Origin of the sequence: Marinospirillum sp. (genome assembly GCF_044810985.1) — a bacterium.
In the GTDB taxonomy this organism is placed as follows: domain Bacteria; phylum Pseudomonadota; class Gammaproteobacteria; order Pseudomonadales; family Halomonadaceae; genus Marinospirillum.
Map to the genome: position 1 here is coordinate 489,013 of NZ_CP085242.1, position 15,670 is coordinate 504,682.

At 54.2% G+C, this 15,670-nt stretch carries 12 protein-coding genes; 6 read left to right on the forward strand and 6 right to left on the reverse strand.

Annotated features, from left to right (window positions below; genetic code table 11):
* Positions 1-45: 45 nt before the first annotated feature.
* Positions 46-426 carry an STAS/SEC14 domain-containing protein gene (locus LG323_RS02335; protein ID WP_404418699.1) on the forward strand — a complete coding sequence of 127 codons (381 nt, stop codon included), beginning with the start codon at positions 46-48 and terminating at the stop codon, positions 424-426.
* Between the two features lie 22 nt (positions 427-448).
* Here the strand turns inward: LG323_RS02335 and LG323_RS02340 are convergent, their stop codons facing one another.
* Entirely contained in the window at positions 449-1,666 is a 1,218-nt protein-coding gene (locus LG323_RS02340; RefSeq protein WP_404418701.1) for a cation:proton antiporter, read from the reverse strand.
* Between the two features lie 51 nt (positions 1,667-1,717).
* Here LG323_RS02340 and LG323_RS02345 point away from each other — a divergent pair, with 51 nt between their 5' ends.
* Positions 1,718-3,343: an alpha/beta hydrolase gene (locus LG323_RS02345; RefSeq protein WP_404418703.1), complete on the forward strand. Its 1,626-nt coding sequence runs from the start codon at positions 1,718-1,720 to the stop codon at positions 3,341-3,343.
* Between the two features lie 167 nt (positions 3,344-3,510).
* Positions 3,511-4,785 carry an HD-GYP domain-containing protein gene (locus tag LG323_RS02350; protein WP_404418705.1) on the forward strand — a complete coding sequence of 425 codons (1,275 nt, stop codon included), beginning with the start codon at positions 3,511-3,513 and terminating at the stop codon, positions 4,783-4,785.
* Here the strand turns inward: LG323_RS02350 and LG323_RS02355 are convergent.
* Both LG323_RS02355 and xthA read right to left on the reverse strand, forming a co-directional pair.
* Positions 4,782-5,180: a YchJ family protein gene (locus LG323_RS02355; protein ID WP_404418707.1), complete on the reverse strand. Its 399-nt coding sequence runs from the start codon at positions 5,178-5,180 to the stop codon at positions 4,782-4,784. The genes LG323_RS02350 and LG323_RS02355 overlap by 4 nt on opposite strands.
* Entirely contained in the window at positions 5,173-5,991 is an 819-nt protein-coding gene (gene xthA / locus LG323_RS02360) for an exodeoxyribonuclease III (RefSeq protein ID WP_404418709.1), read from the reverse strand. The genes LG323_RS02355 and xthA overlap by 8 nt, the downstream gene beginning before the upstream one ends.
* Positions 5,992-6,127: 136 nt before the next feature.
* On the opposite strand from xthA, the gene dcd reads away from it, so the two are divergent.
* Positions 6,128-6,694 (forward strand): dCTP deaminase, encoded by a 567-nt coding sequence (gene dcd, locus LG323_RS02365; RefSeq protein ID WP_404418711.1) that lies wholly within the window; start codon positions 6,128-6,130, stop codon positions 6,692-6,694.
* Between the two features lie 226 nt (positions 6,695-6,920).
* Here the strand turns inward: dcd and mqo are convergent, their stop codons facing one another.
* On the reverse strand, positions 6,921-8,438 hold the full coding sequence (mqo, locus tag LG323_RS02370) for a malate dehydrogenase (quinone) (protein ID WP_404418713.1): 1,518 nt from the start codon (positions 8,436-8,438) through the stop codon (positions 6,921-6,923).
* Positions 8,439-8,652: 214 nt separating this feature from the next.
* Here mqo and LG323_RS02375 point away from each other — a divergent pair, with 214 nt between their 5' ends.
* A complete protein-coding gene (locus tag LG323_RS02375) occupies positions 8,653-9,984 on the forward strand; it encodes an SLC13 family permease (protein ID WP_404418715.1) in 1,332 nt (443 codons plus the stop codon).
* 169 nt (positions 9,985-10,153) lie between these two features.
* A complete protein-coding gene (locus LG323_RS02380; protein ID WP_404418717.1) occupies positions 10,154-13,195 on the forward strand; it encodes an HD domain-containing phosphohydrolase in 3,042 nt (1,013 codons plus the stop codon).
* Here LG323_RS02380 and LG323_RS02385 read toward each other — a convergent pair.
* Positions 13,155-14,087 carry a ribose-phosphate pyrophosphokinase gene (locus LG323_RS02385; protein WP_404418718.1) on the reverse strand — a complete coding sequence of 311 codons (933 nt, stop codon included), beginning with the start codon at positions 14,085-14,087 and terminating at the stop codon, positions 13,155-13,157. The two genes, LG323_RS02380 and LG323_RS02385, sit on opposite strands and share 41 nt — an antisense overlap.
* On the reverse strand, positions 14,087-15,607 hold the full coding sequence (locus LG323_RS02390) for a thymidine phosphorylase family protein (RefSeq protein ID WP_404418719.1): 1,521 nt from the start codon (positions 15,605-15,607) through the stop codon (positions 14,087-14,089). The genes LG323_RS02385 and LG323_RS02390 overlap by 1 nt, the downstream gene beginning before the upstream one ends.
* Positions 15,608-15,670: the final 63 nt, after the last annotated feature.

The window sequence follows — 15,670 nt, forward strand, 5'->3', positions numbered from 1 at the left end:
CAGGATTAAGCCAGCTTGTTCAATGACTTGAAAAAAGGAGGTGCTATGACCTTTAAGAAGCATGGTATTTCATTTGGGCTGGAAAGAGTCAATGAGGAGTTTATTCTCTTCATCAAGGCTCAGGGCAAGCTGGTGCACTCGGATTATGCCACCATGGTGCCCTTGCTGGAGTCAGCCTTGAAAGGGGTGGAAAATCCCGAATTGAAGGTGCTTGCCGATATTTCCGAGCTGGAGGGTTGGGAGCTCAGAGCTGCCTGGGATGATCTCAAACTGGGACTAAAACACGGTTCGGAATTCGAGAAAATCGCCATCTATGGCCATAAAAGCTGGCAGGAACTGGCGGCCAAGGTGGGTAGCTGGTTTGTTTCAGGAGACGTTAAATCCTTTGATGACTATGAACAGGCTCTGGCCTGGTTGACTGAATAAACAGGCCAGGCTTGGGGTTGGTCTAGCGCAGAACCCGCCGTATCAATAGTGGCCCGATGAGCTCAAAAACCAGGGTGGAGCCCACGACCACGGGCAGCAGCAGGCTCTGGAATTCCGGGAAGCGTTCGGCGGCCAGCAGGGCCATACCGATGGCGACCCCGGCCTGGGGGGTCAGTGCCAGACCCAGGTTGGCCGGTAGATGGTCGTCTCCAGCAGGTTGATGACCGCTGCGGCTGATCCAGCCGATCGCCAGCCAGCCCCCCAGAAGGCGACTGAAGGTTCGCAGCAGAATATAAGCCAGGGTCAGCCAAAGGGCATCGGTGAGCTGGTAAAGATCGATGCTGGCACCGGAAAGGACAAAAAAGAAGACCAGAAATGGCCATTCTATATGCTCGATTTCCCGGAAAGAGCGGGTGTGGTGAAGAGACAGGTTGGCAATCAAAGCACCGGTCACCATGGAGGCCAGCAGGGCAGAAACGCCCAGCAAGGAGGAAAGGCCGGCCAGCAAAAGAATCAGGGCAAAAGCTTCCACCTGGGTGGGTTCACCGGGCTTCAGGCGACCCGTCAGCCAGGCTGCAGGCAGGCCAATGAGACTACCCAGCAGTAGAGCGCCGCCCAGCTCCCAGGCGGCATGCAGTAACGCAATCTCACCATTGTTGCTGATGACCCATCCCAGAGCGGCCATGCTCAGCCCGAATACCAAAATGCCCCAACCGTCATCAATTGCGACAATGCCCAGTAATACCTTGGCTCTCAAGCGGGTGTCACGGCTTTCACGAATGGACTCTCTCAAGGCGGCAGGATCGGTGGCTACGGAGATGGCTGCCAGGGAGACCGCAATCACCAGGGAAAAGCCCAGCAACCATACGCCCAGTCCCACCAGAACAAAACTGAAAAACACCACCATCAGGGAGATGAAAGCCACCAGAGGGCCGGTGACCTTCAGACGTTCCAGAGTCAATTCACTGCCCAACAGAAAAGCCACCATCACCAGCGCGAGTTGAATCAGGGGTTCACCCAGGCCATCCAAAAGGCTGCCGCTGGCATAACCCAAAAAAACCTGTTGAACCACGGCAATGCCCACGCCCAACAAAACCAGAAGTGAAATACGGGGAATGGCCGTGCGACTGGCCAGGGTGTCGGCCAGAATGCTCAGACTCAGGATCAGTCCCAGAAGCAGTATGTTGAGATAGCTGGTGGCAATTTCAAAAGGTAGCCAGGAGGGCAGGGTGTCAGGCATTTTTTCCTCTGATGCTCAAAATGACGATTTCATTTATGTTAGTTTAATAGAATGATGATTCGAAAACACTTTTCAACCCTGGGTTTATTGCTGGGGACTTTGTTTTTTGCGCTTTCACTGACGCCCAGCCTGCTGCCCCGAGGGGAATGGGTTCAGGGGGTGATTTCCGGTCTGTCCATGCTTGCTGGCTATGGTTGTGGGGTTTTTTTGAGCTGGCTGTGGCTTTATTTGGGACTGGCCGCACCGGGATATCGCCTGCAAAGGGTACTGCAAAGCGTGGCTGCCCTGTTTTGTGGTCTGTTGGCCATCAGCTTTCTGATTCAGGCCAACGACTGGCAGAACTCGGTTCGCTCCCTGATGGGTATGTCAGAGGTGGATCAGGCTCGTCCCTGGCTGGTGGGCGGAGTGGCTTTTGCGGTGTTTCTTCTGGGCCTTTTACTGGCCAAGTCCTTTCGTTTATTGCTGGGTGGGGTGTCTTTTTTGATGCAGCGGCTGGTGCCCCGCAGGTTGTCCAATCTGATCGGTCTGGTTATTGCCTTTGTGCTTTTCTGGGCAGTGATTGACGGGATTCTTTTTACCAGCCTGTTGCGCAGTGTGGACTCTTCCTATCAGCAGGTGGATGCCCTGATTGAACCGGAAATGCAGCCTCCTGGAAAACCTGGGCAGACGGGAAGTGAGGCTTCTTTGCTGGCCTGGGAAAGTCTGGGGCGGCAAGGGCGCAATTTTGTGGCTGGCGGGCCGGATCAGAAGGATATTCAGGTATTTTCCGAACAACAGGCCCGGCAACCGGTGCGGGTTTATGTCGGCCTGAATGCTGCAGAAACACCGGAGGAGCGGGCTGAACTGGCTCTTGAGGAACTGCAGAGAACCGGTGGATTTGAGCGTTCACTGCTGGTTCTGATCACCCCCACTGGAACGGGTTGGATAGACCCTGCCGCCATCAATACTCTGGAATACCTGCACCAGGGCGATGTCGCCAGTGTAGCAGCTCAATATTCCTACCTGCCCAGCCCTGTGTCCTTGATGGCCGAAGGGGCCTATGGAGTGGAAACCGCCCGTGCCCTGTTTCAGGCCGTGTATGGCTACTGGCAGGCGCTGCCGGAGTCACACCGCCCGGAACTTTATCTGTTCGGGTTGAGCCTGGGAGCCTTGAACTCGGATCTCTCTTTTGATTTTTACGATATTATTGATGACCCTTTTGATGGTGTGCTCTGGAGTGGCCCGCCCTTCAGCAGCCCCACCTGGCAAAGTGTGACCCAACGCCGGGAGCCGGATTCGCCGCAATGGTTGCCGCGTTTTCGGGATGATTCCGTGGTGCGCTTTGCCAACCAGCAAGGCGGTTTACAAACTGGTGAGGCCCCCTGGGGTGATTTCCGCATTGCTTTTTTGCAGTATGCCAGTGATCCGGTGACCTTCTTTTCCCCGGATACTCTTTATCGTGAGCCGGAATGGATGCAGTCGCCCCGAGGCCCGGATGTATCACCGCTGCTGCGTTGGTTCCCCTTGGTGACCATGTTGCAACTGGCTGCTGACCTGGGCGCAGGCAGCGCACCCGATGGTTATGGGCATGAATATGCTGCTGAAGATTATCTGGATGCTTGGATGGCTTTGACCCGGGCCGATGAGCGCCGGAATGAGCTGGACATTCAGCGCCTGCGCGATTTTTTGCAGCAGTGAAAAAGCATAAAAATTTCTTGGGTTAACGGTTAACTGACATCTATATTACATAAGGTTTAACTGCTTCTTAAATACCTATAAAAGTGGTTGCTGATTATTACAGGAAGCGCCTACAGTAAATTAAATACTATTGACTCTGCTCTGGCTTACCAGAAAGAAGGTGCTGCATGATCAAGGTGATTCCTGTTGATCAGTTACGTGTGGGTATGTTTGTTTCCGATGAAAATTCCGAGTGGGTGCCTGAAAAAAACCGAACCAAATCTGGAATGATCCGTCGTGAAGAGGTGATAGACAAGCTTAAATCCAAAGGCATTGACTTCATCACCATCGACACAAGCCGTGGTGAGGATGTGTTGGAAATGGCGACTGAAGACACCGAGGCCGATTTTGGCTGGATCAATCCCGCCAACTTTGGTGAGCCGACCCAACCCCCGTCCGCTGATAAGCCCGAGAAAGTTATTGCCCAGCAGGAACAGTCCGGTGTGACCACCCCTTCAGCTCCGCGTCCTGTAAGTATCTCGGATGAACAGGAAAGGGCCAAACAAATCCATGATGAAGCCTTGAAAATGGTGGATACGGTCATGCAGCGGGTTCGCAGAGGGGCCGAGATTGATGTCAGCGAAGTGGAAGGTGTCGCTGAGCAGTTGGTGGATTCGGTATACCGCAACCAGAATGCGTTGGCCTGTCTGTCACGCATCCGTGACAAGGACACCTACCTGATGGAGCACTCCCTGAATGTGGGGGTGTTGCTGAGCATTCTGGCCAAATCCATGGGCTTTGAGAAATCCCTGGTCCGCCGTCTGGCTGTGGGGGGCATGCTGCATGATATCGGCAAGGTTCAGGTGCCTGACGAGGTGCTGCACAAGCCGGGCAAGCTGGAAGCCGAAGAGTGGGCGGAAATGAAACGCCATGTGGCTTATGGCGAGGCCTACCTGAATGGACTGGATATCAGCAAGGATATCCGCAATATCTGTGCCCAGCACCACGAGCGCCTGGATGCCAGTGGTTATCCCCGTGGTCTGGGTGGTGACAAGATCAGTCTTTATGGGCGTATGGCGGCTGTTTGTGATGTCTATGATGCCATCACAGCTGATCGTGTTTACCACAAGGGGATGCCTCCCCCTGTGGCCATGAAACGCTTGGTGGAATGGAGTGATGACCACCTGGATCGCAAGCTGGTATACCAGTTTATTCGAACCCTCAGCATCTATCCGGTGGGCTCACTGGTGCAACTGGAATCCGGTAAACTGGCCTTTGTCGTTGAACCCAACCCCAAGCACCAGGCACGGCCTCTTGTCCGAGCCATTTATCATGACAAACTCAAACAATTTATCCCGCCCGAAGACCTGGATCTGTCACTGGCCGGAACCGGAGATACCATAACCAGGCCGGTTGACCCGGCACGCCTGGATGTGAAAATTCAGATCGCAGACTTTATTTAAGCTGGTTTTTCCCCTTTCAGGTAAAACCAGTGACTGCCTTCTTTGATGAATTCAGACTCTTCTTCCATCAACTGCATGCCCTGGCTGGAGCGATACCAGGCACGGAAATGCACCCACCCCTGATTCCCCTCTTCGTGGCTGGAGATGACGTCCAGTCGCGCCCATTTGGGTGAGTTTTGCAGGTCAAGGTCGGTTGGCCGGGTGGAAGGATACCAACTGGCCAGCAGGTAGTTTTCCAGTTGCAGGACAAAAGCTGAATAGCGTGAGCGCATCAGGCTTTCCGGGTCGGCTGCTGCCTGGCCCTGGTGACAGGGCAGGCAACAGTCTGGATACGTATGACCCGAACCACAGGGGCAGGCCTGTGGCAGTGATTTTTTGTGCTTTTTCTTAGCCAAAATCAAACTCGCTCCACACGGGGGCATGATCCGAGGGTTTTTCCATGCCACGGATGTCGTAATCAATGCCGGTGTTGCGGCAATAGCCTGCCAGACCCTGGCTGGCCAGCAGCAGGTCGATTCTCAGACCACGTTTGGGGTCGTCCTCAAAGCCTTTACTGCGATAATCAAACCAGCTGAAGAAATGGTTGTTTTCCGGGTGTTGATCCCGGTAGGTGTCGATCAAACCCCAGCTTAAAAGCTTTTGCATCCATTGGCGCTCTTCTGGTTGAAAACTGGTTTTCCCGGTTCTCAGCCAGCGTTTGCGGTTCTGCTCGCCAATACCTATGTCCAGGTCGGTGCTGGAAATATTGAAGTCCCCGACAACCAGCACGCGGTCTTCCGGTGAAAAGTTGTCTTCCAGAAGCTTTTGTAGATCCGCGTAGAAACGCCGCTTGGCAGGAAACTTGATTTCATGATTGATGTTTTCACCCTGGGGAAAATAACCATTGATCAACGTCAGGGGCTTGCCATCCGGGCACTGGTGACGGGTGGTGATCAGGCGTTTCTGAGCTGTGTCATCATCGTGGGGAAAACCTTTTTGCACGGCCAGGGGTTCATCACGCGAAAGTGTGGCTACCCCGTAATGGCCTTTCTGGCCATGAAAAGCAACCTGATAGCCAAGATCTTCAACAGCCTGGAGAGGAAAGTCAGGGTCATTGACCTTGGTTTCCTGCAGGGCAATGACATCGGGCTGGTGTTTGGCAATCAGAGCTTCCATCTGGTGGAAACGGGCGCGCAGGCTGTTGATGTTAAAGCTGACAATTTTCATGAAAAAGGCGGTCTCTCTTGTCTCGTGAAGGCTGCTTCAAGCAAGTATGAAAACAAGGGATTTTAGCATCTTTGTTCTGCTAGAATAGGTCGAATTTTCCACGCCGAACAGAATAGGCTGATACCTGGGGAGCAGCATGAGCATTAAATCAGATCATTGGATACGTCGCATGTCGCAGGAAAAGGGCATGATCGAGCCTTTTGAGGCAGGCCAGGTGCGTGAAGCCGATGGCCAGAGCATTATTTCCTATGGTACATCCAGCTATGGCTATGATGTGCGCTGTTCCGATGAATTCAAGATTTTTACCAATATCAACTCCAGCATCGTTGATCCCAAAAACTTTGACGATAAGAGTTTTGTGGAAGTGAAAGGGGAGCGCTGTATTATCCCGCCCAACTCTTTTGCTTTGGCACGCACAGTCGAGTATTTCCGGATTCCCCGCGATGTGTTGGTGGTGTGTCTGGGTAAAAGCACCTATGCCCGCTGCGGAATCATCGTTAACGTCACGCCGCTGGAGCCGGAATGGGAAGGCCATGTCACTCTGGAATTTTCCAATACCACGCCGCTGCCTGCGGTCATCTATGCCAATGAGGGCGTCGCCCAGATGCTGTTCTTTGGTGGGGATGAGGTTTGTGATGTCTCCTACAAGGACCGCAAGGGTAAGTATCAGGGGCAGAGAGGTGTGACTCTGCCCAGAGCCTAGGTGATTAACTATTGCGCTTGGTGATGCTGCGTTAAAATTGCTCTCAAAATGCTCATTTACTTGTATGTAAACTCCGCTTTTTCGATCAATTTTGCCTTGCCTGACCTGCGCTCATGACGTTAATCAGCGATAGCCTGGATTATATCTGATTAACGAAAAAAGCCCGCTGCGAACAGCGGGCCAAATCTTACTTGCTCACTTTTACTACTTCAGGTTGCCTGGTTCCTCAGGCAACACCTCGCGCAGGTTCAGCCGAGGTCTCTTTGCGCAGTTGCAGGGTTTCCAGGGTTCTGGCCCGGACTTTCTTCAGCAACTCGGCGTTTTCAGCCAGGGTTTCCCCGTAGGAAGGAATCATGGCCTTGATCATGCGCTGGCCTTCATCACTGGCCAGGAGTTTGGGGAAAGCGCGTTCAACAATGGTCATCATCGCCTGAACCGCTGTGGAAGCACCGGGAGAAGCACCCAGTAGGGCAGCGACGGACTGGTCTTCAGAGACTATGACCTCAGTGCCAAATTCCAGCTTACCGCCCCCCTGAGGGTTCTTCTTGATAATCTGTACGCGCTGACCGGCAATGGACAGCTGCCAGTCATCTTCCTTGGCTTCCGGGAAGTATTTGCTCAAGGCCTGAACACGGTCTGCATGTGACTGCATGGACTCGCTGATCAGGTAGCGGGTCAGATCCATGTTGTTGAAGCCAACCGACATCAGTGGGCTCAGGTTGTTGAATTTGACCGAGAGAGGCAGATCCAGGAAGGAGCCTTTTTTCAGGAACTTGGTGGTAAAGCCTGCAAAGGGGCCAAACAACAGCGCTTTTTTGCCATTGATGATGCGGGTGTCCAGATGGGGAACCGACATGGGCGGTGCGCCCAGGGGTGGTTTGCCATAGACTTTGCCATTGTGCTGTTCGATGATTTCCGGGTTGTTGCAGATCAGCCATTGGCCGCTGACCGGAAAACCACCATAGCCTTTGCCTTCCTTGATGCCGGATTTCTGCAACAGGGTCAGGGCCGCACCACCGGCACCGATAAAGACAAACTTGCTGTTTATTACCGAGCGCTGGCCTGCTGCCGTGTCTTTAAGGATCACCTGCCAGCTGCCATCGCTGTTTTTCTTGAGGTTTTCCACAAAGTGGTTCAGGTGCAGATCAAAATCCTCCTGCTTGGTCAGGTTGTTGACCAGGCAGCGGCTGAGTTCACCAAAGTTCACATCCGAGCCGTAGGCAACGCGGGTGGCAGCTACTTTTTCACCCTCTTTGCGCGATTTCATCACCAGCGGCATCCACTCAGTGATCTTGGCGGGGTCTTCCGTGTATTCCATGTCACTGAACAGGTGGTGCTCGCTCAGGGTTTCATAGCGCTTGCGCAGAAAGGCAACGTTCTCGTCTCCCCAGACGAAACTGCAGTGGGGAGCGGCGTTGATAAAATTCTGAGGGGCGGGCAGTGAGCCTTCTTCAACCAGATAAGACCAGAACTGCAGGCTCTGTTCAAAGGCGGAGTTGATGTTCATTGCCTTGGTGGTGTCGATGCTGCCATCTTCACGCTGCGGCGTGTAGTTGAGCTCACAATAGGCGGCATGACCGGTGCCGGCATTGTTCAGGGCATCAGTACTTTCCTGCGCGACCTGGTCGAGTTTTTCAACCATGGCCATTTTCAGTGATGGATCCAGCTGCTTGAGAAGCATACCGAGGGTCGAGCTCATGGCTCCGGCGCCAATCAGCAACACGTCCACTTGCTTTGCTGTCATCTTATTAAAACCCCATCCAGTTTATTATGGCGGCGATTATAGGCTTCGCACTGCGACAATCAATCCACCTATGGTGGAATACGCCATAAATAATCGTTATGGCAAAAATTAACGCTGTGAGTTCCCCGAATTAACGTTTTAAATCAGTTTCCCCCTATCTTTTTGTCAGCCAGCGGCTAGAATCCCTGCGATTATTGTCTTTTTAGGAGTTTTTGTGCGCCTGTTACATTGCCTGTTGTCGAGTTTGAGTTTTCTGGGTCTCTATTTTTTTGCTCCGGTTGAGCAGGAAATTGCTGCAGGTCTGGCCATTCTGGTGATGATTGCCTGGTTGTGGTTGACCGAAGCCCTGCATGTGAGTGTCACCGCCTTGCTGGTGCCCCTGTTGGCCACGGCCACGGGTATCTTTACGCTGCCCAAGGCGGTTTCGCATTTTGCCGACCCGATTATCTTTTTGTTTCTGGGTGGCTTTGCCCTGGCGGCCGGCTTGCGTCAGCAGGGCCTGGATCGCTGGATGGCCGCCTGGGTGATGAAAAAAGCCGGGGGTGAGCTGGGTCGGGCTGCCCGCTGGCTGTTTGTACTGACGGCTCTGCTGTCGATGTGGATCAGTAATACCGCGACAGCAGCCATGATGTTGCCTTTGGCTTTGGGCCTGCTGGCTCCTCTGGAAGTGAAACAGTATCGCACAACCTGGATTTATCTGCTGCTGGGTGTGGCCTTCAGTGCCAATATTGGCGGGATTGGTACTCTGGTCGGCAGTCCGCCCAATGCCATAGCGGCCTCGGCTGTGGGGATCAGCTTCGGGCAGTGGCTGCTCTGGGGGCTGCCCCTGGTGATCGTGTTTTTACCGGCCATGGACTGGATGCTGCGCCGGGTGCTGAAACCTGCCTTGAAAGCAGAGGTGAGCGTGGTTGATGTCGAGGTTCAGTGGACACATCGACATACAGGAATGTTATTGGTGTTTTTGCTGACAGTCATGCTATGGGTTTTTGGTGCCCCGCTGGGCAAGCTGCTGGGGATCGAGCGGGGCTATGATTCCGCTGTAGCCCTGTTGGCTCTGGTGCTTCTGCATGCATTTTCTCTGGCCAGCTGGCGCGAGATTGAAAAAAGTGCTGACTGGGGCGTGCTGTTGCTGTTTGGTGGTGGTATCACCCTAAGTGCGGCCCTGGGTGCCAGTGGTGCCGGTGAATGGCTGGCAGGGCTTCTGGGTGGCAGTTTTGCGGTGATGCCGGCACTGGTGGTGATTGCCCTGATGATCGTTTTTGCTCTGGCCCTGACGGAAGTAGCCAGCAATACGGCCAGTGCCGCTCTTTTGATTCCTCTGTTTGTGGGCATGATTCCTGATGTCAATTCCGTGGTGATTGCGGTGATGATTGCCGTGGCGACTTCCTGTGCTTTCCTGTTGCCGGTGGCGACACCTCCCAATGCCATTATTTTCGGCAGCGGCAAGGTGCCCCAGCGGTCGATGATCATCAACGGCAGCTGGGTCACTCTGATTATTCTGCCATTATTGATTGCAGCAGCGGGTATTGCATTGCTAATCTTCTAGTTGGTTTGGCTTACAACCGGTGTACACATGCTTGGATTCTGGCGTTCTGAAAAGGGACAATTAAAGTTCACTATACGTGTAACGGTTGTGGGCATGTTTCTGCTGGTCACTTCTCTGGCAGTAGCCCTGGCACTGGGGTTGCAGTATTACTTCAGCAGCAGCCTGGCCCATGGATGCTGTTCTGAAAAAACACCGTCAGAGTGCCGCAAACACCAGTGCTTATTTGCAGCAAATCGATAGCCGGGCCAGTGAAGCGACCCACCTGCTGGCCAGTCGCCCGGATCTCGTGGAAAACGGCTGGATTACTGACTCGGCTCAAGAGATTCTGGCCGATACCCTGGAGCGCAACCCACTGTTTTATGCGGCCTACCTGGGGTTTGCCAACGGTGATTTTTACGAAGTGGTCAACCTGGAAGCCGGCTCTTTGGTGCGCCGCCAGTTTCAGGCTTTGCCACAGGATCGTTGGGTTGTTATTCAGGTAACGGGTGAAGGCGCAGACCGGGAGCGTGAATTTCGCTATTATGATGCCCGGTTCAATTACCGGGGCAGTCAAACGCAGCCCAGCAGTTATCAGGCCACCAGCCGCCCCTGGTATCAGCAGGCGTCCAGGCAACAGGTTCACAAGACTCCCCCTTATCTCTTTCAGCATCTTCAGGCTCCCGGACAAACCTATTCGAGCTACATCAAAGAAGCCGATGCCGTTCTGGCCGTGGATGTGGCCTTGTTTTCCCTGGCCGATCAGTTGCAGGCGTCCGGGCGTGATGAAGCAACACAAACCTACCTGTATCAGGCCGATGGCGAGGTCATTGCTTCCAATCAGGGTGGGGCTGCCTCTGAGCAGTTGCCGGAGGTTCCTGAGCTGCAGTTGACCCCGGAACAGCAGGCGCTGGTGGCAGAGCATCCCGTGCTGAATGTCTCCAATGAAATGGATTGGGCACCTTTTGATTTTGTGGTCTCGGGCGAACCCTACGGCTATTCGATTGATCTTTTGAATACCCTGGCGGCAATGACCGGTCTGGAAATTGACTATGTGAATGGCCTGAGCTGGTCTGAGCTTTACACCCTCTACAAAAACAACCAGCTGGATATTTTGCACCCTTTGCTGCCAACCCGGAACAACAGGGAGCAAGGTTGGCTGACCCAGCCCTTGCTTGATATAGAATATGGTGTTCTGACTCAGAAAGGCGACGAAGCCATCACCCAGGTTGAACAGCTTTTTGGCAAGACCCTGGCGATTCCCGAGGGTTGGTCAAGCATCCAGCCTTTGAAAGCCTATTTCCCGAAAATCAATGTTCTGGAAGTGGCGGATGTTAAAGAGGTTTTTGCTGGTGTCCGTGAAGGTCGGGCGGATGCAGGTCTGGACATGGTTTCTTTTCTGCAGTATTCCCTGCAGCAGTATTTTATTGATGACCTGGTGGTGCATCAGCCGCTAGATTTTGGTGAGGTCAAGATGCCTTCCAGCCTGCATTATCTGGTTCATCCCTCCATGCAGGGCATTGCCGAGCTGCTGGATGAAGCCTTAAGCCAACTGCCTTCGCAATATCGCCAAAAGCTGGCCGAACGCTGGTTGCTGACCCAGAAGGAAACAGAGGCTCTGCAGGCCTCCCGCGTGCCCTATGTGGAGCTGCTGGAGCTGGCCACTGATTCCGATTCTTATGATCGCCTGCAAAAAGTCCGGTTGGGTGACACGGCTTATTATCTGTATTTGCAGCCTTTGGGTGAATCCATTGCCGCGGCTGAATACTTTGCCGCTCTGACACCGGTTACCGATGTTCTGGCCTCCGTGCGTGAAAGGGTACTCTGGGCACTCTTGATTACCGGTGCCAGCCTGCTGCTGTTGCTGCCACTGTCCTCCTGGCTGGCCACTTTTATTGTCAATCCCATTCGCTATCTGGCCCAGGAAAACCGCAAGGTTCAGGCCCGGCAGTTTGCCCGCTTGCAGCCCTTGCGCAGCCGGATTGTTGAAATTGATGAACTGGCCGTTTCCCTGATGGATATGGCAGATTCCATTGAGCAGCACTCCGACAAGCAGGAAGCCTTGATGGAAGCTTTCATTCAGGTAATTGCCCAGGCCATCGATGACAAGTCGCCTGTGACCGGCAGGCACTGTGCGCGGGTTCCTGAACTGGCCCTGATTCTTGCCAGGAAAGCCGAGGAGTCTCAGCAGGCACCTTTTGAAGGCCCGATGTTTGAGCATGAAGAGCAATGGCGCGAATTCCGTATTGCCGCCTGGCTGCACGACTGTGGCAAGATTTCCGTGCCGGATTATGTGATTGACAAGTCCACCAAGCTGGATGTCTTTTACAATCGCATCCATAAAATCCGCATGCGTTTTGAAGTTCTCTGGCGGGACGCTGAAATTGAATACCTGGAAGCCTGCCAGCTCAAGCCCGAGCAACAAGGTGAATTCCATCAGCAGTTACAAAACAAACAGACCGAGCTGCAAGAGGAGTTTGCCTTTATTGCCCGCTGCAACCAGGGTCGTGAACGCATGCCGGATGACGATGTGCAACGCCTGCAAGCCCTGGCTGAAAAACAATGGCTGCGCCATTTTGACAACCGTCTGGGTCTGGCCCAGGATGAACTGCGCCGCTTTGAACGCCAGGAAAAACAAACGCTGCCCGTGGCTGAAAAACTCCTGGCGGATCACCCCTGGCATCTGATTAATCGCGACCAGCCTGCCGACTATCCCGAGCACCTGGGCATTAAAATGCAGGCCCCTGAGTATCTTTATAACCAGGGTGAACTGCATAACCTGAGTGTGATTGCCGGTACTCTGACCGAAGAGGATCGCTTCAAAATTCAGGAACACATGATCAGCACCATCAAGATGCTGGATGGCTTGCCTCTGCCGCCGGAGTTGAGCCGTGTGCCGCGTTATGCCACAACCCATCATGAAACCCTGAACGGCCTGGGTTACCCCAGACAATTGAATGCCGAAGACCTTTCCATGCCGGAGAGAATTCTGGTGGTTGCTGATGTGTTTGAAGCCCTGACTGCAGCGGATCGGCCCTATAAAAAGCCGAACCGGGTCAGTACAGCCGTTGCCATTCTGCACAAGATGGTCGAAAAGGGCCGGATCGACCGGGATGTTTTTGAACTCTTTCTGACTAGTGGTGCTTACCGGGAATACGCCGAGCGTTTTCTAAAACCCGAACAGCTGGATGAAATCAATCTGGAAGCCTACCTAACCAGGCCATCAACCCTTTAGCCAGGGCCGGTGCAAGGTCAATGGCATTGGAAGGGTGGGGTACTGAGTTGCTGGTGACCACCTTCTGAGTGTGGCTGGCCTTGAGCAGTTCCCAGGCATTGGCACCGAACAGACCGTGGGTGCCGATGCAGACAGCCGGTTGCATCCCGGCTTTTTGCAGGTGTTCCAGGGTTTGCAGCAGGGTGCGACCACTGGAGATGATGTCATCCACCAATACCGGGGTGTGCTCCTTGTAGCTGTCAACGTGAGGCACAGAAACCTCAACATCCAGATCACCGCTTCTGACCTTCTCCAGCACTTCAAAAGGAGCATCCGCCAGACGCGCAACCTCACCCACCCATTGCTCGCTTTCACTGTCCGGTCCCAGCAGCAAAGGATTGTGGATTTCCCGAAGTATCCAGGCCGCCACACTTTCCGCCGATGTCAGAGCCTGGTTTTCCAGGTCATAGATTTCATCCAGACTCTGATAACGGTGCAGATGAGGGTCCACGGTGATCAGAAAATCAAAGCTGCGGGAAATCAGGCTGGCAAAATGCCGGGAGGTAACGCATTCACCGCTTTTGAAGCGTTTGTCCTGACGCATATAGCTTAAGTAGGGGGCGACCAGAGCGAGTCGACGGGCACCCAGCTCTTTGAGTAGTTCGGCGGTGAAAATCAACGGCAGAAACTTGGGGTTGGGGTCGTAGAGACTGCAGACCAGCAGGCAGTCGCGATCCTGAACTGGGCTTTCAACCCGCAGGTAGCTTTCGCCATCGGGAAAATGCCGGTAGTCAAGCTGACCGCTTTCTCCCCCGAGCAGCTGGATCAGGCTATCTGCAATCGTGGATGGCGAGTCCTGGGTGTCCTCGAAAAAAAAGTCCAGGTTGAAAATCAGGGGCGTGGTTGTGCTCATCAGGTTATTCCAATCATTTCAGGGTGAGCTTCCAGGAACTCGACCGCATATTGTAATTCACCCGGGCTGTCCGCATGCAGGGTGATCAGAAGTTGTCCGGGCTGAATTTCATCCTGGAGTTTGACGTTCAGGGTGACGCCGGCTGCCGGGTCTTCCGGTGCCCCGGCCAGCTTGGCCAGTTGCGACAGCAGGCGATTGTCAATGCTGGTGACCCGGCCTTGGTGTTTGCTCTGCCAATTGTATTGATAGGGCGCCAGGGTGGGTTCGGTAAAACCGCCCTGGGCTTTGCAGATGGCCATAAATTGTTTCAGAGCCTGGCCGGAATCCAGGGTTTCCCGGGCCAGTTTCGGCCCCTGGCCGTGTTTTGCCAGACCGGCCATTTCCAGAAGCTGAGCGGCTAGAGTCAGGGCACGTTCGCGCAGATCCCGGGGGGCATCGGGTTCATTGCGCATCACTGCCAATAAGTCTCGGGCCTCCAGCGCTGGCCCTATGCCGCGTCCCACCGGCTGGGTGCCATCCGTGCGGATCACCTGAATATCCAGCCCCAAAGCTTTACCGGTGGTGATCAGGTGGGTGCTCAGCAGGTCGGCGGCTTCATCAGAGCGTACCTTGGCGGTCGGGCCCACGGGTATATCGATCAGGACATGGCTGGAGCCAGCCGCTGCCTTTTTGGAGAGCACTGAGGCCACCATCTGGCCTTCGCTGTCCAGATCCAGCATGCGTTCGATCCTGATCAGGATGTCATCTGCCGGAGACAGGTTGACCGATCCACCCCAGGCCAGGCAACCGCCGTGATCGTGAACGACTTTTTGCAGGGTTTCCAGATCCAGATCCACAGGCGTCATGGTGGCCATGGTGTCGGCGGTGCCTGCCGGGGAGGTGATGGCCCGTGATGAGGTCTTCGGCATGACGGCCCCACAGGCGGTCACGATGGCCACCACTATGGGGGTGGTGCGATTACCGGCCAGACCGCCAACGCAGTGTTTATCCACCACCTTGGGTTGTCCCCAGTCGAGCTGGCGTCCTGAACGCAGCATGGCCTGGGTCAGGGCAATGATTTCGTCCTGATTCAGGTTGTCACCAGCGCAGGCGGTGACAAAACTGGACAGGTGAACATCCGAATAACGCCCGGCGACGATGTCGTTGATGATTTGCTGGGTTTGCTCCTGGTTGAGGCGATGACCATAAACCTTGTGACGCAGGTGACTCAGCGACAGAACCGGATCAGGGTGGCGGATGTGGGCCTCGCTGTTGGCATCCGGTTGCAGGCGCTGCCAGGCCGATTCCGACAAGCCCATTTCACCAGGCTTGAGCAGGCCATCATTGACGATGGAAAGAGTCGCCAGGATGGATTTGTCGTTGATGCGGATCAGAACCCGAGTGCTGGAAGTAAAGCCTTCAGAGCGGCAGACATGGCTGTTGCGCCTGAGGTAAACAACCAGCTCCTGATGGGTATCAATACCCAGGCGTACCGGTTTGAGGCGAAACGCCGGTTCATCGCTGGCAACTGAGACAGCCATAAAAACTCCTTGTAAACAGAGGATATTACAGCAATCTTAGTGTGAGAAGAGAGGTAAGAGCAA